Source organism: Paraglaciecola hydrolytica (genome assembly GCF_001565895.1).
In the GTDB taxonomy this organism is placed as follows: domain Bacteria; phylum Pseudomonadota; class Gammaproteobacteria; order Enterobacterales; family Alteromonadaceae; genus Paraglaciecola; species Paraglaciecola hydrolytica.
Map to the genome: position 1 here is coordinate 159,938 of NZ_LSNE01000007.1, position 18,536 is coordinate 178,473.

Here is an 18,536-nt window from a genome sequence, read left to right on the forward strand (position 1 = left end):
CACTCAATATTGCGGAGCCAAACCCAATTATGAGAGTTGTTTTTCTATTATCAAACCCTTTACTTAATATAAAATGGTGAAGATGGTCTCTGCTGGCTCTCAATGGGGAGTATCCAGCGGATATTCGTCTTAACATTACAGAAAACATATCAATGATTGGCACTGCAATTATCCAAACCGCAGAAATTGGTTTCATGATAGAGTTCTCGGTTTGTGTGGAATACGTTAGTAGCCAAATTATAGTTAGACCAATTAACATACTGCCAGCGTCACCCATAAATATTTTATATTTCCCCTTTTTTATCACCCCAAAATTAAAAAACAAAAATGCGATTATTGCTCCCAAAAATATTGCAGGTAACTCCGTATCAAATGCCACTTCGGATACAAATGCTAAAAACGCAATAGAAATAAACGCATTTATACTCAAAGTCCCTACTAAGCCATCTACTCCATCCATCATATTAAAAGCATTTATCGCTGCAACGACAGCTAAAAGTGTAAAAATTTGGCTAAATACACCTAGTTGTAAATTCCCGTTTCCGAATAAGTCACCTAAATCGGAAATATATAAATTTGCACCAAATACCATTAATGAGGCGATTAGAAATTGGGCTATTAATCGTAGGCCTGCATCTAGGTCATAGAAATCATCTAATGCTCCAATCAGTACCATAAATGATGTTGAAATAAGATAGAGGGTATAATTGGAGTCTAATTGAATGAACAAAAAGCTACTAAAAATCACTGCTATGTAAATGGCTAAACCTCCCACTATGGGAATTTCACCATTGTGCTGTTTTCTCCCGTTAGGTTTGTCTACCAAACCTACACCTATTGCGATAGGACGAAAAGTTAAAACACAGGAAAAACAAGTGATAAATGCGAACAATGAAATTGAAATTATACTTAGCAAGGTCAAACCCTAATTATTATTTATTGGTAAATAGGAAAAGTTCATGAAAACATTACCTTATGAATATTGGAGGGCGTTTATAAATGACATCCTTATCGGGTGAGGATTTTAGGTTATTACCGTTTGATGTTCAATATGACTTTACAAAATGGATCAAATTATAATTTTTTAAAGTGTAAATGTTAGTGTTAAAAAACATTTATAGCTTAGTTCTCAATTTTCACAAGTTAACTGCGTTGATATCTTCATCGACTTGGGCGATGATCAAACAAATTTTAATAAGGATAATTAAGAATATGAAAGTAACAGTATTCGGGATTGGTTATGTTGGCTTGGTGCAGGCTGCTGTTATGGCTGAAGTTGGCCATGATGTGGTGTGTATCGATGTGGATCAAAATAAAGTTGATAAGCTAAAACAAGGGCATATTCCTATTTTTGAGCCGGGCCTGACTCCGTTAGTTAAAAGCAACTATGAAGCAGGGCGAGTTGATTTCACCACCGATGCTGCCAGAGGTGTAGAACATGGAGAAGTTATCTTTATTGCGGTCGGTACCCCTCCTGATGAGGATGGTTCAGCCGATTTAAAATATGTACTAGCAGTGGCAAAAACCATTGCTACTCACATGACAAAACATAAAATAGTCATCAATAAGTCGACTGTGCCTGTAGGTACTGCTGACCGGGTTAAAGCGAAAATTGACGAGACTTTGACGCAATTAGGTAAAACTGCCACTTTTGATGTGGTGTCTAATCCTGAGTTTCTAAAAGAAGGTGCTGCAGTGAACGATTGCATGCGCCCTGACCGCATTATTTTGGGTACCGATAGTGCTAAAGCAGAGAAAAAGCTGCGCGAGTTATACTCACCCTTTAATCGCAATCACGATAAAATCATCGTAATGGATATCCGTAGTGCAGAACTAACAAAGTATGCCGCCAACTGTATGTTAGCCACTAAAATCAGCTTTATGAATGAAATGGCCAACCTAGCTGAGCTGTTAGGCGCTGACATCGAAAATGTGCGCAAAGGTATAGGTTCTGATCCACGTATTGGTTATCAGTTTATTTATCCGGGTTGTGGTTACGGTGGTTCATGTTTCCCCAAAGATGTGCAGGCTTTAGCTCGCAGTGCTCAAAGTGTTGGTTACACTGCTAAGGTATTAGAAGCAGTGGAAGCGGTAAACTACGCACAAAAAGAGAAACTATTTGAATATATCCTGCGCCATTTTAATGGTGATGTGGCGGGTAAAACGGTCGCGTTGTGGGGCTTATCGTTTAAACCTAATACGGATGATATGCGCGAGGCATCAAGTCGGGTATTGATGGAAAAATTATGGGCTGCGGGAGCTAAGGTAAAAGCCTTTGATCCTGAGGCTATGGAAGAAACTCAGCGTATTTATGGTAGCCGTCCTGAACTGTCGTTGATGGGTACCAAAGAAGCCGCGCTTGAAGGTGCTGACTTTTTGGTGATTTGTACTGAATGGCAAGCATTCAGAGCACCAGATTTTGATTTGATAAAAAGTAAGTTGAGTTTGCCATTAATCTTTGATGGTCGAAATTTATTTGAGCCAAAACTCATGCTGGAATATGGCTTGCATTATTATGCAATTGGACGTGGGTTATCTGTTAAGGAGCATTAAAAAATGAGTCAAGTGAAAAAAGCCGTTATTCCTGTTGCAGGACTTGGCACTAGAATGTTGCCAGCAACGAAAGCAATTCCTAAAGAAATGTTACCTGTGGTGGATAAGCCGCTTATTCAGTACGTAGTGGCAGAGTGTGTTGCTGCTGGCATTAAAGAAATTATATTGGTGACACATGCCAGTAAAAACAGTATTGAAAACCACTTTGATACTAGTTTTGAGCTTGAAGCAACCCTTGAAAAAAGGGTTAAACGTCAGTTATTAGAGGCGGTAAAAGCCATTTGCCCTAAAGACGTGACTATTATGCATGTGCGACAAGGTGTTGCTAAAGGTTTAGGTCATGCCGTTTTATGTGCTCGCCCTATGGTAGGTGATGCACCTTTTGCAGTGGTATTACCCGACGTTATTATTGATGAATATACTAGTAATCCGAAAAAGGATAACTTGGCTGATATGGTCGCTAAATTTAATACTAGCCGTGTTAGCCAAATAATGGTTGAGCAAGTGCCTCAACAAGATGTCAGCAAATATGGCATTGTCGATCTTGAGGGTTTATCGTTAAAACCGGGCGAGTCTGGCAAAATCTATAATATGGTTGAAAAACCTGATTTAGAGGATGCACCATCTGATCTTGCCGTGGTAGGGCGCTATGTTTTGTCTGGAGAGATTTGGGATCTACTTGAATTCACGCCCCCAGGTGCGGGTGATGAGGTTCAACTAACTGATGCTATTTCAACTTTGATGAAAACCGAGCAAGTTGATGCATATTATATGAAAGGTCGTAGTCATGACTGTGGTAGTAAACTTGGTTATATGACAGCGAATGTTGAATATGCTTTACGCCATCCTGAATTGGGTACTGATTTTAGGGCCTTTCTGAAAGGTTTAGAATTATAATCTTGAAAGTAGCTCGGTATTGATACCGAGCTACTTTATTGCTCTAAATACTGATTTTATCCTGCAGTTTTTCAAGCATTTTTGTACCTATTCCTTTAACTTCCGCCAATTGTTCAAGCGAAGTGAATTTACCAAATTTTTCACGATACTCGATAATGGCTGCCGCTTTTTTCTCGCCTATACCCGGTAACGTCGTCAACTCGTCTAATGATGCAGTATTTAAGTTGATTTTTTGCACTTTCATTTGCACCGCTTTTGTTTTGTCTGTTGCAGAGTCTGCTAATACAAAACCGGAAACGGGTAATAAAAATGTGGCGGATATGAGTAATACAGAGAAGATTTTTTTCATAAAATATTCCTTGTTAATAGATCCTTGAAGATGCGAATGCATCAACAAAACATTAGTTCAGGAGATAAATTAGGTAAAGAGTCGACGGTAAATATATTTCTGGTTTGAGATTAAGTGCTGGTATAAAAATAATACCAGCATTCAGAGGGTTTATAAACGTTCTAGTAGTGCTTGCGTGAAATCGCTAGTTCCGTGCACACCACCTAAGTCGCGAGTGGTACGGTCACCTGTTTCGATCACTTGTTTAAGAGCTTGTTTTATTTTTTCAGCTTCTGTGCCCATTTTTAAGTATTCAAGCATTTGTACTGCAGCAAGAATAACTGACGTTGGATTAGCTAGGTTTTTACCTGCAATATCTGGCGCGGAGCCGTGTACTGCTTCAAAAATGGCACAGTCTTCGCCGATATTAGCGCCCGGCGCCATACCTAAACCTCCAACTAAACCTGCACACAGGTCAGATAATATATCGCCGAACAAATTGGTGGTTACAATCACATCAAACTGATGGGGATTCATCACTAATTGCATGCATGCGTTATCAACTATCATCTCGGTAGATTCAATGTCTGGATAGCGCAGCGCGACTTCTCTGGCAACTTTTAAAAATAAACCCGATGTAGATTTAAGAATATTCGCTTTATGCACTACGGTGACTTTCTTACGGCCATCGCGGCGCGCTAACTCATAGGCGTAAACCACAATACGTTCAGCACCTACTCGAGTGATTTTACTCAGTGCCTGAGCTTCACTGCCATCTTCCGAGACTATTTGGCCCAAGCCACAATACATGCCTTCGGTATTTTCTCTGACGGTTACAATATCGATATCCTGGTAGCGCGCCTTAGTACCTTTAAATGAGATAACCGGTCTGAGGTTAGCGTAAAGCTGGAATTTTTTGCGCAGACTAACATTAATCGACGTAAAGCCTTCACCTACTGGTGTGGTGAGAGGACCTTTGAGCGCGATCCTATTTTGGGAAATTAAATCGAGTGTCGTTTGAGGCAATAATTCGCCATGATTTTCTAAAGCAACCAGTCCAGCATCGGCGAAGTCATATTCGAAATCACAACCGACTTTTGCCAGTACTTGCAGCGCTGAGTCAATAATGTCGGGGCCAATTCCGTCGCCACGGATAACGGTGATACGTTGCTTGCTCATATATATTCCTGTCGTTGGAGTAGCTTATAAATTGAATGCTAATGACACTCAACCTACTATTTTGAGGGCGCGTGTTATAGCATTTTTAAGCATTTTTTTCTAGTGAATGGCGACAGACTTATAAATTAGCCATCAATATAGCTTTGGTATGCGCTATCACCCCAAGCGATCAACTGACCATTAACAAACAGCAGGGGAGTGCATTCATCTGCTGTGGTGATGCCGTCAGATTGTTTATGTTGGGTACGATAAAACATGACTTGCAGCTCTTTTTCGCCAATGCGTTTGGCTTCGCTGATATCTGGACTGCCCAGTAAGGTAAGAATAGCTTGTTTGTTCAAACCTAATTCGAGTTTACTTACTTGAACTTTGTTAAATTCTTCGCGATCTTTCCAGTCCATATCTTCTGGTTTGTCTGGATAAAAAGTCAAAACAGCGACCACAAAAATGGCGTATGCAAATACGCCTAAACCAATTCTAAATGCAATTTTATTATTCATTAATTACCAATTTTATTATTCTGTCTATGTCGAATTGTATTTTATTTGAGCGAGAATGTATGGGTGTTAAGCGCAAAATTAAGCTGCTTTACCCTAAAATGCTCACACCTACTCTTTAATTACTTGATAACAAGGTTGATAGTCAGAACCAGGCAGTTTCATCCTTTGTTGTTTGACAAAAGATTCTAACAAGGTATCCATTAAGTCCATTAAGGCTTTGTCACCGTGCAACTGAAACGGACCTTTTTCTCTTATCAATTTCACACCTTCAGCTTTTACATTGCCAGCTACTATGCCCGAAAAAGCTTTGCGTAGGTTAGCGGCTAATTCTGCTTTAGGTTGGTCAAAATGTAAATTCAGGCCTGCCATATTTTTGTGAGTGGGAATAAAAGGTTGTTGGAATTGCGGTAATATTTTTAGTGACCAATTGTAATCAAATGAGTCACCCGTTGCTTTGCGGTAATTTTTAACCAAGGCTTGTTTTTGTTTAATGGTACTGGCGACTCTGGCTGGGTCACCAACAATAATTTCGTAGAGACTTTGTGCTTCTTTGCCTAAGGTTAAGCCGATAAAGTTATCCAAAGATTCAAAATAGGCCTTACTTTGTTCAGGGCCTGTTAGGATCACCGGCAAGATTTGCTCTTTGTTTTGTTCATTGAGCATAATACCAATTAAGTACAATAGTTCTTCCGCGGTACCTGCTCCGCCTGGGAAGATGATAATGGCATGGGACATTCTGACAAAGGCTTCTAAGCGTTTTTCAATGTCAGGCATAATCACTAATTCATTAACAATGGCATTAGGTGGCTCTGCTGCAATAATACTCGGCTCGGTAATACCTAAATAGCGCACATTTTTGTAACGCTGTTTGGCATGGCCTATAGTCGCACCTTTCATTGGGCCCTTCATGGCGCCCGGTCCACAACCTGTACAGATATTGAGCTCCCTAAGCCCCAATTGATAACCCACTTCTTTGGTATATTGATATTCAATTTCACCAATAGAATGGCCACCCCAGCAAACAACCAGATTAAGTTCTGCTGTATTTTTAAGGGCTTGAGCGTGGCGCAACATGTCAAACACAGAGTTGGTGATATAAGCACTGTCATCGTTACCTAAATGTTTGTTTAATGCGTATTTAGCGCCAATGTGCAGTAGGTCGCGTAGCACGGCAAAAATATGCTCATGTACGCCCTTGATCAATTTTCCGTCTACAAAAGCTTGAGCTGGGGGGTTAATCAGTTCTATTTTTACCCCGCGCTCCCGACTGATCAGCTTGATATCAAAATCATGATGGGGTTCAAAAATGTTTTCGCAATTATCGATTTCAGCACCGCTATACAGCACAGCTAAACAGCAGTTGCGGAACAATTGATAGAGTTCACCATCGGCAGATTTACTGAGTGAGTCAACTTCGAGCTGGGATAACTGGCTCATCGAGCCCAATGGATTCAGTTGTATGCTATGCATGATATTTCTCACTAAAAAGAAAAAGAGCCTTAATGGCTTGCCGGTTGATTACTGTCGCGCCAGTCGGAATTCTGGATAAATACTTTCAAAGTTGCTGCGAAACGGATTGATATCTAAGCCACCACGACGGGTATAACGTGCATACACTGTCAGCAAATTGGGGCTGCAATAACGCATAATGTCACAAAAGATACGCTCAACACACTGTTCGTGGAATTCATTATGTTGCCTGAACGAAATCAAATAACGCAGCAGGGCTTCGTGATCAATTTTATTCCCTTGATAACGAATAAAAACACTGCCCCAGTCGGGTTGGTTTGTAATTAAACAATTGGACTTAAGTAAATCACTACAGAGGCTTTCTTCAACCCACTCATCACTGCTAAACAGTACCTCTGGATTAAGTTGGTACTCGCTAACCTCTATGTCCAGTTCATCCAAAGATAGTGCATCTAAGGTTGAAAGTGTTAAAGATGAAAATTCTTGAGGGCTGAGTATTATGACTTTGACTGGCTCTTTGGCGCAAGCCGATAAATCTTGGCTAATGATGTTTTGCACTTGTGTTAACGAGGCAAATTTACTTTGATTAAAACTGTTCAAATACAGTTTAAAGGATTTGGACTCAATTAAGTTGGACGAGCTGGCAGGTACTTCGCATTGCAGAATGGCTACTTGAGGTTTGCCTTTGGCATTAAGCCACGACAATTCATAACCATTCCAACGATCAACGCCTTGAAAAGGTAAGTCATCAGCTAAATTGAGGTCATCTCTATTTAGGCTACGAGGCACACCTTGTAATAGCTCTGGGCTATAGGTTTCTGTGTATGGGGTTGTTTTGCCTAAACTGAGCGAGGCTAAAATACGGGCTTTATCTGCTTGATTATCCATTACTGTTTTTTTAAATCATTGTTTACCAAAGTATTTAGTAGTTTAGCTTACAACCGAAACAGCGAAAACAAATGGATCCGATTTTTCTGATTAATACCGCTCCATGAAGATAAATGATAAATTCGCCTTTTATTTTCAGTCTTAGGTGAAATATGGCACAAGCAGTTATTGATGCAATGAATGGTTTTATCGATAAATTTTTGCAGACAAGTCGTTCAATAAATTCAGCATTACAAATTGAATATGATCCTGCTTGGCCTTCATTATGTTACATACCGCAGGGATCATTAGGTGAAGCAGGTGGGTTAGTCTCGTGGCAACCAGTTAAACAACATAAACCTTTAATTTGGCATGATTTTGAAAAAGCCTTGGATTTACAACTGCATCCGAGTATCAGCACCTATTATCAATGTTACTGGAGCGAGCATTTATCAGCACAACATGCCTCTGGAAAATTGGAGCTGATCCAACTGTGGAATGAAGCAGATTTTGAACGACTGCAACAAAATCTGATTGGCCACATATTGATGAAACGACGTTTAAAACAAACAGAAACGATATTTTTTGCCCTAACCGAAGAGGAAGATTTTATTCTGTCAGTAAAGAATATGAGTGGCGAGGTGGTATTAGAGCAAATAGGGCTAGAACCCAAACAAGTAATTGCTCCAGATATCGCCAGTTTTTTATCGTCGATTGAGCCTGTGATTGCCAGTTAAAATATTAAGGTTTGTGCAGGGCTTCGAGCTGTGCACTTAGTTGAGCTACCAGTGTTTCTAAAGTGCTCACACGCGCTTCAAGAGACGATTCTGTGGTGGATGGTGCGGTGGTTTGCTCTTCTTCAATACTCAATGCCGGACTGACTTTCCAGCTTTGCAATGCTTTAACAATTTCTGGTATGGCTAATGAGCGATCAGCATATTGGCGTATAAGCGCCACTGAGGGCTTTTTACCCATTTGGTGGAGTCGTTGACACAGAGTTATAAGATAATGTGCATTTTGCATTATGTGGTCAATATCCCCAAAAAGTTTTGTTTTTCACTATGTGATTAATTATTGTTTATACAGAAAATAAGATAAGTTATGTAAAATCAAATGCTTATCTTTATGGCCTCAATTTTGAATATGTCAATCCTGAATAAAATGTTGGGCATTTATTCAGTCCCGACATTTTGCGACAAAAATGACATTTTATAAAATGATTTATGGGAGAGTTTCATGGGAAACATGCAAAAGTTAATTGTGGCAGCCATTATAGGATCATCACTTTGTTTGAGTGGTTGTGTTATCTCAGTTGACGGCGATGGTAAATACGGTCACAACTCAGACTGGCAAGATAAAGAGCAAAAAAATCGTGGGGTTATCGCCAAACTGGAGCCTGATCTAAGTTTACATGACATCTCGATGCGCCTTGGTACTCCTGATTTTAATGAATATTATGAAAAAGCAGGTGATAAATTTCAAATCCTCTTTTTCAGAACCCAGCGCATTTCCGGGGATGGCGTCACAACCAAAGACGAATGTACCCCATTAATTTTTAAAAATGGCTTGTTAGCAGGCTGGGGCGATACAGCCTACAGCTTAATAAAAAATCATTAGTGTAAAGTCAGAAATTGGAACAACTTAACGTAGTAGTGCGTTAAGTTGATCAATCACTTCAGCCCACTCAGCGTCCTCTGCTAGGGCTGAGCGCAAAAACGCCGCCTGTTGTTTAGTCCAGATAGGGGCATTTTCAATTTTTATCTCAGCAGGTAACCCCGCATTTTTTTGTACAAATTCAGTTATTGCTTCCTGGTCTGCTGACAAACCGAGTTGAGCAAATAGATCGCTTAAAGCCGTATGGTTATGTTCCATTATTCCTCTCCGTTAAGCCCTTTATCCTTGCAATGCACGTTTATTGGCTGTACTCATTAGCCGCCGCACAATTCCAATTATTTTGGGCAAAGTTGCAAATATTAATAAAATGTTAATCATACAGTTAACAAGTGCAAAAGGTTAGGATACAGTGGTAAAAAATCATCATGGATAGTGTAAATGTCGACATCATGTGAGGCTCAAGTGGCTGATATCAGTAATATAAAAGCAATATTTTTAACGGCAGAAGATTTAAAAATTGCAGCATCTATTTTGTACCTTGCTTATCATGATGATCCTTTGTTTCTTAATATTTTTGAAGTAGAAAAAGAAGGTTATGAATCACGTCTACGTTCGGCAATTCGTGAAGAACTGAATGCTTTTTGGCAAACTAAACAACCTATGATTGGCCTGTTTGACAACGATAGGTTATTAGCTGTTGCCTGTTTAATTGAGCCAAGCACTACGTTGGAGCCAAATCGATTTTGGCACTGGCGTTTGAAAATGCTATTAACTGCAGGGTTTCTTGGTACCAAACAAATGATTGAAAAAGAATCTGTGGTACGTGAACACATGCCAAGTAGCTATTTTCATATGTTGTCTTTTATTGGTGTGCATCCTGATCAACAACACCATGGTTTAGGCCATGTATTAATGAGTGCCATCGACAGCGTAATGTTGGAAGACCCTAAAAGTGAAGGTGTAGGTATGTTTGTTACCTTACCTAAGTGTTTGTCGTTTTTTGCCGACGGTGATTACCAATTAATTGAAGAGTTACAAGTGGGGCGAATTAAAGGACATATAATGTTCAGGCATAGAAAATGAGGTTGTCACAACATTTTTCCTTATATCTTCAACTAGGTGATTACCTATCAGCTGTGTAAGAGATCTCGTACATAGCTGTAAGTAAATGCGTAAAAAACTTACGTTATCTGCTTAGTGTTTAAATTAACTTATTGTTTTTTATTGATTTAATTTTTGATCCTATCCTTGCTTACCCTTTTTCCTCGTATAGATAATTTTGCCTCTCTAGTAAACTTAGCTGATTGATTTATAGTTAACCCGTCACAAGGACACACGATGAGTCAGGAAGACACAGGGATGAACTAGGACAACTTCGGGATTGAAGTCACAGGTAAAGGGTTTACCTAAAAAGGAATTAAAAAAGGATAGGTTGGATGCCTAGTCTATTCGGAGAATAGATAAAGGATTGGATAACAGGGATGCTAGCTTATTAGGCTATAAGCAAGGGATAGTGGACTCACCTAGGATGGTGCCTCGTTAAGGATGAACGAGATGAAAGGACAAAGGACACGCTGGATTAGCGCCTCATTAGGAAAGTGAGAACGAGGGAAAGGGCGTAATAAGGATATTGTCAGGATAGATTTTGCAATGGATAGCAGAGACGGATTCTCAAAATTCAACAAACAGGCGCATTTTGAATAGACTTCAGAGTGCGCCTTTTTTGTTTGCTTTCATTAAGCGCCCCCTAAATACCTGCACTTTTGATAATATTTAAATACATTCAATATCTTAGCCATTAATTCTGTTTTACTCCTCGTCTTTTAATCAGCTAAACTGCATAGATGTTTTGCCAAGTATAAATTTCAGTTGGGGCGATTGCTTGTCTCACAAAGGGGCTAATGACAATGTTTAAACATGCTGTAGTGTTGATAGAAGATAAACATCAAAATATGGCAGCACTCAAACGTGCACTGACTTGTTTGGGACAAGAACTGAACAAGCTGACGGTTTATCGCCAGAGCAAGATTGAAAAATCAACCAGTACACAAAATCGAGATGAGTGGCAAGAGCAACAGTCAAGTGCAATTCGAGAGTGTTTTGCAGGGTTTAATTATGATATTGAGTTAAGCATTGTTTTCAATCTGAATGGTTTTGATACTCAAGAATTTGGTCGCTTTCTTGAAGCCAACCAATGTGATGTTATTTTAAAATCCAATACCGAACATAAATTTCTCAATGGCATTTTTCGTGGCAAAACTGAACGTTATTTTGTCACTGACTGTCCTTGCCCCGTATGGATAGTCAAACCAAGGCTCTGGGATGAAGACATTGAGGTATTATGTTGTCTAGATATTGATGATAAAAGTGAAATTAATCATAAGCTTAATGTGGATATACTCGCAAGTGGCGATCAGCTGGCGAGGATTTTATCTGGGCAATTGCACGTGATTGATTGTTTCTTTGGCGAAGTATGTTCGATGTCATTTGAAGTTGAAAAGTCTGGTCAATTTAAACGAACCACCAGTGTGCAAGGCCAACATCAAGAACTGATTCAATCATATCTGGCTGGTTTGACCTTATCTGAGCACTCTTTGCATATAGTGTCGGGTACCCCTGATTTTGCTATTCCTGATGCTGCAGCGCGTTTAAATGCAGAGTTAGTGGTGATTGGTAACAATGCTGATCATGGCATTATGGATCGCTTGTTTGGTGATACCGCGGCGAACCTTGTCAGTAATATGGTATGTGATGTATTGGTGATCAAGCCCTAACAATTTGAGCGGGCGGGCGTTTTACCTGCCCGCTAGAATATTAATGTACTCGATATGCAGGAGTATAAAGATCGAGTATTTTTGAACCTACCATGCTTAATACTCCGCTATAACTATCTTCACCATTACCTGAAAATTCGAAAGTAAACTCACAATGTATGTCTAGTTTTCCACGATAACTGCCAAGCTTGGTTTTGCTGCGAGCGACACTCAATAATTGTAAGTTTTGTCTTTCACAGTAGTCAGTCAAATGGCTGTTGGCAATTTCTGCCATGGAACGAAAACGCCAAAAAAGGACTGAGGTGATGACAATAATCAGCAGCACTATTAGATCAAATAAATTCATAGGTTTTGGCTCGCAAACAGGTGTTCAATGGCAATGGTTAGGCTAAGTGGTTTATCTGGGCAACGTAAGAGCTTCAGCATTTGATCTCTGGTGTCGGGTATTAGCACGAGGTCTCGAAATAATGCGACAAACAAGCCACTACCACTCTCAGCCAATTTATGCATAAAGTCCCGCATTAAGTTAAGTTTATCTAAACGTTGCCAATGACGTGCGGCGAGTAAAATCAGCACATCTTGGCTGAGCCAATCTTCTTGTTCTAACAACTGTTGAATAAAGCTATTTAGCAGAGATTGTTCATTACTTTGGCTCAGGGCTCTTAGTAGAGCGAGCAACCTTTCTTGTGTGGTTGCACCGTTGTGCCACCAATCTAGTAGCATGTTGCTGCATTTTGTAGTGATGCAGTGGTTTTCAAAAGACTGACAAAAAGCGAGCTGTACTTCAGGCGAAAAATATTGAAACTGCGCGATTAATGTATCTTCTAGTTGCTCTTGCTGGATATATGCAACGAGGTCAGCGATGCCTTGTATAGACAGATTTTGCCACTCAACAACTTGTGGGTTTTTCACATATTGTGCGGCTAATGCATAGTATTGAGAAGGAGGTAAAACCAGTGACAGTCGACTCAAGCTATTAAAATCCGCTCTTTGTTGTTGAGCTGGCACAAAAGTATAGGGATTTTCAGGTAATTGATTATTGGCGTTTTTATCGAGTTGTTGGCCTAAGGCATCAACAACAATTTGTAAAAACTGCTGGCGAGCGGCATTGAGCACCAAACCTTGTTCGTCTAAAGGTAATTTAATAAACCAAATATAGTGCTCTTTTGCCTCTGTAGGATTGAAAAAAATAATACCGAACCAAGCATGTTGTGCCCGAGGAAAATGTGCGGGAATATTGCCAAGTTCAATATCTAAAAATAATTGGCTGGTAATGGGACGAATAGCTCTACCCATATCAAAAATACGATAGTTTGTGCCTGCGTGCAGCAGAAATTCGCTGATGGAATTAATCTGACTCATGTTATCCTTGGCGCTTTTGTGTAGCGCATTGTAGCTCACTTAGGGCTGGACTAATTTGCATGTTCAGGCCTAATAACAAAGAAGCGGGATCATGCCACGTAGTCAAAGAGAAGTCGAAACACAGTTGCAAAAATTAGCAACTGCTATGGGTGAGCTTGCATTGTGGTCAGAAAGTATTCCTACAGAGCAAGCGATGTTAAGTAACGCTCCTTTTGCCTGTGATAGCATGGCATTTGAGAAATGGTTACAATTTATTTTTATCCCTAAACTGAACAAGTGCATGCAACTTAAACAACCTTTGCCCAACCAAATGGGGCTTTATGCTATGGGCGAGCAATGTTTTAGCGAGCTCAAACAACGGCAGTTGATTTTGCCCATACTTCGCCAGATAGACCAACTTTTTGCAGAATAAGCCTTTGAATTTAAATATTATTTATCAAGACGACTATTTAGTCGCAATAGACAAACCTGCGGGTTTATTAGTGCATCGTAGCATGTTGGATAAACACGAAACTCAATTTGCTTTGCAGTTGGTACGTGATCAGATTAATCAACACGTATTTCCGGTGCATCGTTTGGATCGGCCTACCTCTGGGGTATTGGTTTTTGCTTTAAGTCCTGAGATCGCCCGATTACTCGGGGAGCAATTTAGCGCTCAGCAAATTTATAAACGTTATATTGCGATTGTGCGCGGACATGCGCCAGAACAGGGTGATATCGATTATGCACTCAAAGAGCAGCTTGATAAAATTGCCGATAAAAACGCGAAACAAGATAAAGAACCACAAACAGCGTTTACCTCATATCGTAGATTACAGACTTTTGAGCTGCCCTTTGCGGTGAGTCGTTATCCTTCAGCTCGATATTCTTTGATGGCACTTGAGCCCCAATCGGGGCGTAAACATCAATTGCGCCGACATATGGGGCATATTAATCATCCCATCGTTGGGGATACTACCCACGGTGATGGCAAACATAATCAATTTTTAAAACAACAGTATGGGTTTTCAGGGCTAGCATTGACCTGTCAGACAATGGAGATAATGCACCCTATCACCTTTCAACAACTCAGCTTTAATTGTGCACCTGCAGCCCATATAACCGAGTTGTTGGCTCATTGGGACTTAAGTGGTGAGTTGTTAACACAAACGATTTCTTAATTAAATACAGAGGAAAAACTAGGCAATGAGTAAAATTGGGATATTTGTTGGGAGTGTTTACGGTAACGCTCAAAATGTGGCGGAAGATGTGCAAACTATGTTAGCTGCCAATGGCTTAGACGCGGACATTTATAAAGATCCGAGTGTGGCAGATTTTCAAGCAGCAAGTAGTGTGATTGTGATTAGTTCAACCACCGGGCAAGGTGACGTTCCGCCCAATTTAGAGTTTTTTATCGAAGACTTACGCTCAGCATTCCCATTAATGGCAAACAAACCTTTTGCCGTTGCGGGCTTGGGTGACAGTAGTTATCACGACAGTTTTTGTGGTGCAGGCAGGCAAATATTTGAGTTGCTTATAGAATTACAGGGTAAGCCAATTGCGGATTTGTTAGAAGTTGATGCTTGTGAAACTTTAGAGCCAGAAGTTGAAGTGGTAAATTGGCTAAAAAGTTTGTTAAGTCACTTAAGTTAAAACGATATCCAAAATACCTCATATCATTGGAATTACCCGCGGCAGCATATGAATGAGTGCAAACAGCAAAGGTGTAGTTTCAAGGATGAGGGGGATAAATTACGCAAACTAAAAAAGCGCCTGAAGGCGCTTTTTTTATAATCCAATGCAAAAATTAAGCTAGTGCTTTGATTTGTGCAGACAAACGGCTCTTATGACGAGCAGCTTTGTTTTTGTGGATCAAACCTTTAGTGGCCATACGGTCAAGAATAGGTGTTGCGGCAGCAAAAGCAGCTTGTGCAGCTTCTTTGTTACCTGTTGCAATCGCAGCGATTACTTTTTTCAAAGATGTACGTGTCATAGAACGACGGCTAGCGTTATGCTGGCGACGCTTTTCCGAAGTAATAGCACGTTTCTTAGCAGACTTGATGTTAGCCAAGTTGTAACTCCCAAAAAATACTAGTCAAAATTCAAGGGTGCGGATTATCCAGATAGCAAGGCCCTATGTCAAATGGTTTTGCGGGTTTTATAAGCAAAGTTTGAGTCTTTTAACGAATCATTTAATTAGCTCCACTGGTTTGCAGGCCAATTGTGGGCTTGGTTTTTTCCATATTTAGAATAAGTTACTAATTAATAGACTGTTTGGGGCCGCTTCACGCATAATAACGGCTTTTGTGTAAGCGGGTGTATTAGGTGTCGGGGAAATTACTTAAGTCCGGTGTGATAGTCAGTATTATGACTTTTATTTCCCGCATTCTGGGTTTAGTGCGAGATGCCGTGGTAGCGAATTTATTGGGCGCTGGAGCCAATGCTGATATTTTTCTTTTAGCTAATAAAATTCCTAACTTTTTACGCCGTTTGTTTGTTGAAGGCGCTTTTTCTCAAGCCTTTATACCGGTTCTGACCGATGTCAAAAATGCCGGTGATGAGGAGCATTTAAGACAATTTATTGGCAAAATTTCCGGCACTCTTGGTGTCATTGTAACAATAGTCGCCTTAATTGGTGTTATTGCTTCACCCATACTCGCGGCCTTATTTGCCTCAGGTTGGTTTGTTGAATATCTCAACGACAGGCCTGACGGGCTCAAATATGAACTCGCATCAATGATGCTAAAAATTACTTTTCCTTACTTATTATTTATTTCATTAGCCGGTTTGGCGGGGGCGATACTTAATACCCTCAACAAATTTGGTGCCGCGGCTTTTACGCCAGTACTGCTCAATATTAGTATAATTAGTTGTGCTATTTATCTATCTGATCAGTTTTCAGAGCCTGCTTTTGCGCTCGCTTGGGGCGTGTTTATTGGAGGATTAACCCAATTATTGTTTTTAGTTCCGTTTCTGATTAAGGCTGGTGTATTAGTGCGACCTAGATGGGGATGGTCAGATCCGGATATCAAAAAAGTCAGAACTTTAATGATCCCAGCTTTGTTTGGGGTATCAGTAGGGCAACTTAACTTATTGCTCGATACCATGATTGCCAGCTTTTTAGGCACTGGCGCTATTGCTTGGTTGTATTATTCAGACCGATTATTAGAGTTTCCCCTTGGTTTATTTGGTATTGCCATAGCGACGGTTATTTTACCCACCTTATCACGCAATCATGTCGCTAAAGACGATCAAGCCTTTCAAGCGAATATCGATTGGGCGGTTAAAATGGTTTGTGTATTAGGTATTCCAGCCGCAACGGGGTTATTTGTGCTTGCCGAACCTATGTTGTTGACCATCTTCCAGCGAGGTGAGTTTAGCCCGCTAGATGCCAGTAAATCTGCAGCGAGTTTGATGGCTTACTCCTTTGGGCTTCTGAGTTTTATGCTGGTTAAAGTGCTCGCTCCGGGCTTTTATTCACGCCAAGATACCAAAACACCGGTTAAATTTGGCATCTGGTGTATGGCCGCCAACATGCTGTTTAATCTTATCTTAGTATGGCCTTATGACTATGTCGGCTTGGCGATGGCAACCTCGATTTCAGCAACCATGAACGCGGGTTTATTGTACTGGGCCTTGCACAAACGTGGTGTGTATATCGCTAGTCAGAAAACCATAATATTGCTGGCTAAAATTGTTATAGCGTCGGTGTTGATGGCTTGTAGTGTTATTTATCTCAGTCCTTCAACTGCTGAGTGGGTGCAGTTTGTTTTACTAAATAAAATCTATCAATTATTGCTGCTTATCACCGCTGGTTTTAGCGTGTTTTTACTTGCTTTATTGTTGATGGGAGTGCGTAAACAGTGTTTCAGCACCCAGCGCTAAGGTTGTTGTGCTGGCTAATAAAACAATATGTCGCAGCTAACTACTTTCAATCATGGCGCAGTTCGATATAATCCGCGCCTTTGAAACAATGCTATGCCATATTATTTGGGTACATTGGATTTCTCTGGCAAGAGACCATTGTACAGCTAGTTACCGCTAGTACTTACGAAACACAATAACGAGATATTAGGTGGAATTGATCCGCGGTTTACACAATCTGAGAGAAAAACATCGGGCTTGTGTATTAACAATAGGTAAATTTGATGGTGTGCATCTAGGCCATCAGGCTGTGCTGAGTCAAGTTGTAGACAAAGCTCGGCAACTTGGTTTGCCTGCCACAGTTATGGTGTTTGAGCCTCAGCCAGAAGAATTGTTTACACCTGATAATGCTCCCGCTCGCCTGAGTGTATTGCGCGATAAATACAGCCAATTATTAGGGCTTGGCATCGACAGATTGCTGTGTGTTAAGTTTGACCGTGAATTTGCCTCCCTAAGTGCTCAGCATTTTGTGGAAGATCTGTTGGTGGATTCCTTAGGTGTAAAATATTTAGTGGTAGGTGATGACTTTCGTTTTGGCAAAGGTCGTGTAGGTGACTTTGCCTATTTGCAACAAGAAGGCCTCAAATGTGATTTTGAGGTGGTAAGCACTCAGAGTTTTCGGGTGGAAGATTGCCGGATAAGTTCAACTGCCGTTCGCGCCGCGCTTGCTGACAGTAACTTTAAGTTAGTTGCACAAATGCTGGGGCGTCCGTTTAGTATTGCGGGCAAAGTATTACATGGCGATAAAAAAGGTCGAACCATAGGTTTTCCTACCGCTAATTTAAAAATGAAACGGGTGAAAGTGCCGGTTAATGGGGTCTTTGCGGTACAAGTCACGATTAAAAATCAAACTTATGCTGGGGTTGCAAATATTGGCCATCGCCCCACGGTTAATGGTCAGCGCACTCAGCTAGAAGTGCATTTGTTTGATTTTAATCAAAATTTATATGGGCAATTTATCTCGGTTGCCTTAGTACATAAAATCCGAGAAGAAATGAAATTTGATTCATTTGAGCAGTTACATCAACAAATTCAGCAAGACGCAAAAAAAGCGCAACAAATGTTGGCCTTGTCTTGATACAATTTTAG

22 protein-coding genes are annotated in these 18,536 nt (G+C 40.4%); 11 read left to right on the forward strand and 11 right to left on the reverse strand.

Annotated features, from left to right (window positions below; all coding sequences use genetic code 11):
• Window positions 1-826, reverse strand: an 826-nt coding sequence (locus AX660_RS14500; protein ID WP_068378198.1) for an undecaprenyl-phosphate alpha-N-acetylglucosaminyl 1-phosphate transferase, incomplete at its 3' end; no start/stop codon positions are given.
• 386 nt (window positions 827-1,212) lie between these two features.
• Here AX660_RS14500 and AX660_RS14505 point away from each other — a divergent pair.
• Together AX660_RS14505 and galU are read left to right on the forward strand one after the other, a co-directional pair.
• Window positions 1,213-2,553 (forward strand): UDP-glucose dehydrogenase family protein, encoded by a 1,341-nt coding sequence (locus tag AX660_RS14505; RefSeq protein WP_068378200.1) that lies wholly within the window; start codon window positions 1,213-1,215, stop codon window positions 2,551-2,553.
• 3 nt (window positions 2,554-2,556) lie between these two features.
• Complete coding sequence (gene galU, locus AX660_RS14510) at window positions 2,557-3,450, forward strand: UTP--glucose-1-phosphate uridylyltransferase GalU (RefSeq protein WP_068378202.1); 894 nt, start codon at window positions 2,557-2,559, stop codon at window positions 3,448-3,450.
• Window positions 3,451-3,493: 43 nt separating this feature from the next.
• Here galU and AX660_RS14515 read toward each other — a convergent pair whose 3' ends face one another.
• The 5 genes from AX660_RS14515 to queF all read right to left on the reverse strand — a co-directional run bounded on the left by AX660_RS14515 (window position 3,494) and on the right by queF (window position 7,815).
• On the reverse strand, window positions 3,494-3,799 hold the full coding sequence (locus AX660_RS14515; protein WP_068378204.1) for a ComEA family DNA-binding protein: 306 nt from the start codon (window positions 3,797-3,799) through the stop codon (window positions 3,494-3,496).
• A gap of 150 nt (window positions 3,800-3,949) precedes the next feature.
• Window positions 3,950-4,957, reverse strand: a complete 1,008-nt coding sequence (locus AX660_RS14520) for an isocitrate dehydrogenase (protein ID WP_068378207.1) — start codon at window positions 4,955-4,957, stop codon at window positions 3,950-3,952.
• Window positions 4,958-5,082: 125 nt separating this feature from the next.
• The gene (locus AX660_RS14525; protein WP_068378209.1) at window positions 5,083-5,457 is read right to left on the reverse strand and encodes a DUF3192 domain-containing protein; all 375 of its coding nucleotides are present in this window, start codon (window positions 5,455-5,457) and stop codon (window positions 5,083-5,085) included.
• A gap of 108 nt (window positions 5,458-5,565) precedes the next feature.
• On the reverse strand, window positions 5,566-6,927 hold the full coding sequence (gene ppnN / locus AX660_RS14530) for a nucleotide 5'-monophosphate nucleosidase PpnN (protein WP_068378210.1): 1,362 nt from the start codon (window positions 6,925-6,927) through the stop codon (window positions 5,566-5,568).
• Between the two features lie 48 nt (window positions 6,928-6,975).
• Window positions 6,976-7,815 (reverse strand): NADPH-dependent 7-cyano-7-deazaguanine reductase QueF, encoded by an 840-nt coding sequence (queF, locus tag AX660_RS14535; protein ID WP_068378213.1) that lies wholly within the window; start codon window positions 7,813-7,815, stop codon window positions 6,976-6,978.
• Window positions 7,816-7,967: 152 nt separating this feature from the next.
• On the opposite strand from queF, the gene syd reads away from it, so the two are divergent.
• Window positions 7,968-8,531, forward strand: coding sequence for a SecY-interacting protein (gene syd / locus AX660_RS14540; RefSeq protein WP_068378214.1), 564 nt, complete (start codon window positions 7,968-7,970; stop codon window positions 8,529-8,531).
• Window positions 8,532-8,535: 4 nt separating this feature from the next.
• On the opposite strand, the gene AX660_RS14545 is transcribed toward syd, so the two are convergent.
• Window positions 8,536-8,817, reverse strand: a complete 282-nt coding sequence (locus AX660_RS14545) for a hypothetical protein (protein WP_068378216.1) — start codon at window positions 8,815-8,817, stop codon at window positions 8,536-8,538.
• Between the two features lie 213 nt (window positions 8,818-9,030).
• On the opposite strand from AX660_RS14545, the gene AX660_RS14550 reads away from it, so the two are divergent.
• Complete coding sequence (locus AX660_RS14550) at window positions 9,031-9,411, forward strand: DUF3192 domain-containing protein (protein ID WP_327082857.1); 381 nt, start codon at window positions 9,031-9,033, stop codon at window positions 9,409-9,411.
• A gap of 24 nt (window positions 9,412-9,435) precedes the next feature.
• Here the strand turns inward: AX660_RS14550 and AX660_RS14555 are convergent, their stop codons facing one another.
• Entirely contained in the window at window positions 9,436-9,666 is a 231-nt protein-coding gene (locus tag AX660_RS14555) for a DUF2789 family protein (protein WP_068378218.1), read from the reverse strand.
• 180 nt (window positions 9,667-9,846) lie between these two features.
• Between AX660_RS14555 and AX660_RS14560 the strand changes: the two genes are divergently transcribed.
• Entirely contained in the window at window positions 9,847-10,491 is a 645-nt protein-coding gene (locus tag AX660_RS14560; RefSeq protein WP_068378219.1) for a GNAT family N-acetyltransferase, read from the forward strand.
• Between the two features lie 824 nt (window positions 10,492-11,315).
• On the forward strand, window positions 11,316-12,182 hold the full coding sequence (locus tag AX660_RS14565) for a universal stress protein (RefSeq protein WP_068378221.1): 867 nt from the start codon (window positions 11,316-11,318) through the stop codon (window positions 12,180-12,182).
• A gap of 40 nt (window positions 12,183-12,222) precedes the next feature.
• Here the strand turns inward: AX660_RS14565 and AX660_RS14570 are convergent, their stop codons facing one another.
• Both AX660_RS14570 and AX660_RS14575 read right to left on the reverse strand, forming a co-directional pair.
• Window positions 12,223-12,528 carry a DUF3301 domain-containing protein gene (locus AX660_RS14570; protein ID WP_068378223.1) on the reverse strand — a complete coding sequence of 102 codons (306 nt, stop codon included), beginning with the start codon at window positions 12,526-12,528 and terminating at the stop codon, window positions 12,223-12,225.
• Window positions 12,525-13,544: a DUF3549 family protein gene (locus AX660_RS14575; protein WP_068378225.1), complete on the reverse strand. Its 1,020-nt coding sequence runs from the start codon at window positions 13,542-13,544 to the stop codon at window positions 12,525-12,527. Before AX660_RS14575 ends, AX660_RS14570 begins: the two co-directional genes overlap by 4 nt.
• 91 nt (window positions 13,545-13,635) lie before the next feature.
• Between AX660_RS14575 and AX660_RS14580 the strand changes: the two genes are divergently transcribed.
• The 3 genes from AX660_RS14580 to AX660_RS14590 are packed head-to-tail and all read left to right on the forward strand — an operon-like array spanning window position 13,636 to window position 15,176.
• Window positions 13,636-13,956, forward strand: a complete 321-nt coding sequence (locus AX660_RS14580; protein ID WP_068378226.1) for a YqcC family protein — start codon at window positions 13,636-13,638, stop codon at window positions 13,954-13,956.
• Between the two features lie 4 nt (window positions 13,957-13,960).
• Window positions 13,961-14,704 (forward strand): tRNA pseudouridine(65) synthase TruC, encoded by a 744-nt coding sequence (truC, locus tag AX660_RS14585; RefSeq protein WP_068378228.1) that lies wholly within the window; start codon window positions 13,961-13,963, stop codon window positions 14,702-14,704.
• Between the two features lie 25 nt (window positions 14,705-14,729).
• Window positions 14,730-15,176, forward strand: coding sequence for a flavodoxin (locus AX660_RS14590; protein ID WP_068378230.1), 447 nt, complete (start codon window positions 14,730-14,732; stop codon window positions 15,174-15,176).
• Between the two features lie 154 nt (window positions 15,177-15,330).
• On the opposite strand, the gene rpsT is transcribed toward AX660_RS14590, so the two are convergent.
• Window positions 15,331-15,594 (reverse strand): 30S ribosomal protein S20, encoded by a 264-nt coding sequence (gene rpsT, locus AX660_RS14595; protein ID WP_068378232.1) that lies wholly within the window; start codon window positions 15,592-15,594, stop codon window positions 15,331-15,333.
• Window positions 15,595-15,848: 254 nt separating this feature from the next.
• On the opposite strand from rpsT, the gene murJ reads away from it, so the two are divergent.
• Window positions 15,849-17,408, forward strand: coding sequence for a murein biosynthesis integral membrane protein MurJ (gene murJ / locus AX660_RS14600; RefSeq protein WP_068378233.1), 1,560 nt, complete (start codon window positions 15,849-15,851; stop codon window positions 17,406-17,408).
• 190 nt (window positions 17,409-17,598) lie between these two features.
• Complete coding sequence (gene ribF, locus AX660_RS14605) at window positions 17,599-18,525, forward strand: bifunctional riboflavin kinase/FAD synthetase (protein WP_068378234.1); 927 nt, start codon at window positions 17,599-17,601, stop codon at window positions 18,523-18,525.
• Window positions 18,526-18,536: the final 11 nt, after the last annotated feature.

Coding starts and splice junctions, on each gene's coding strand:
- AX660_RS14520 (WP_068378207.1), bottom strand. CDS start 4,957: ATGAGCAAGCAACGTATCACCGTTATCCGTGGCGACGGAATTGGCCCC.
- syd (WP_068378214.1), top strand. CDS start 7,968: ATGGCACAAGCAGTTATTGATGCAATGAATGGTTTTATCGATAAATTT.
- AX660_RS14515 (WP_068378204.1), bottom strand. CDS start 3,799: ATGAAAAAAATCTTCTCTGTATTACTCATATCCGCCACATTTTTATTA.
- AX660_RS14590 (WP_068378230.1), top strand. CDS start 14,730: ATGAGTAAAATTGGGATATTTGTTGGGAGTGTTTACGGTAACGCTCAA.
- AX660_RS14570 (WP_068378223.1), bottom strand. CDS start 12,528: ATGAATTTATTTGATCTAATAGTGCTGCTGATTATTGTCATCACCTCA.
- AX660_RS14550 (WP_327082857.1), top strand. CDS start 9,031: ATGGGAAACATGCAAAAGTTAATTGTGGCAGCCATTATAGGATCATCA.
- queF (WP_068378213.1), bottom strand. CDS start 7,815: ATGGATAATCAAGCAGATAAAGCCCGTATTTTAGCCTCGCTCAGTTTA.
- AX660_RS14555 (WP_068378218.1), bottom strand. CDS start 9,666: ATGGAACATAACCATACGGCTTTAAGCGATCTATTTGCTCAACTCGGT.
- ppnN (WP_068378210.1), bottom strand. CDS start 6,927: ATGCATAGCATACAACTGAATCCATTGGGCTCGATGAGCCAGTTATCC.
- AX660_RS14545 (WP_068378216.1), bottom strand. CDS start 8,817: ATGCAAAATGCACATTATCTTATAACTCTGTGTCAACGACTCCACCAA.
- galU (WP_068378202.1), top strand. CDS start 2,557: ATGAGTCAAGTGAAAAAAGCCGTTATTCCTGTTGCAGGACTTGGCACT.
- AX660_RS14560 (WP_068378219.1), top strand. CDS start 9,847: ATGTCGACATCATGTGAGGCTCAAGTGGCTGATATCAGTAATATAAAA.
- AX660_RS14565 (WP_068378221.1), top strand. CDS start 11,316: ATGTTTAAACATGCTGTAGTGTTGATAGAAGATAAACATCAAAATATG.
- AX660_RS14505 (WP_068378200.1), top strand. CDS start 1,213: ATGAAAGTAACAGTATTCGGGATTGGTTATGTTGGCTTGGTGCAGGCT.
- AX660_RS14525 (WP_068378209.1), bottom strand. CDS start 5,457: ATGAATAATAAAATTGCATTTAGAATTGGTTTAGGCGTATTTGCATAC.
- AX660_RS14580 (WP_068378226.1), top strand. CDS start 13,636: ATGCCACGTAGTCAAAGAGAAGTCGAAACACAGTTGCAAAAATTAGCA.
- AX660_RS14575 (WP_068378225.1), bottom strand. CDS start 13,544: ATGAGTCAGATTAATTCCATCAGCGAATTTCTGCTGCACGCAGGCACA.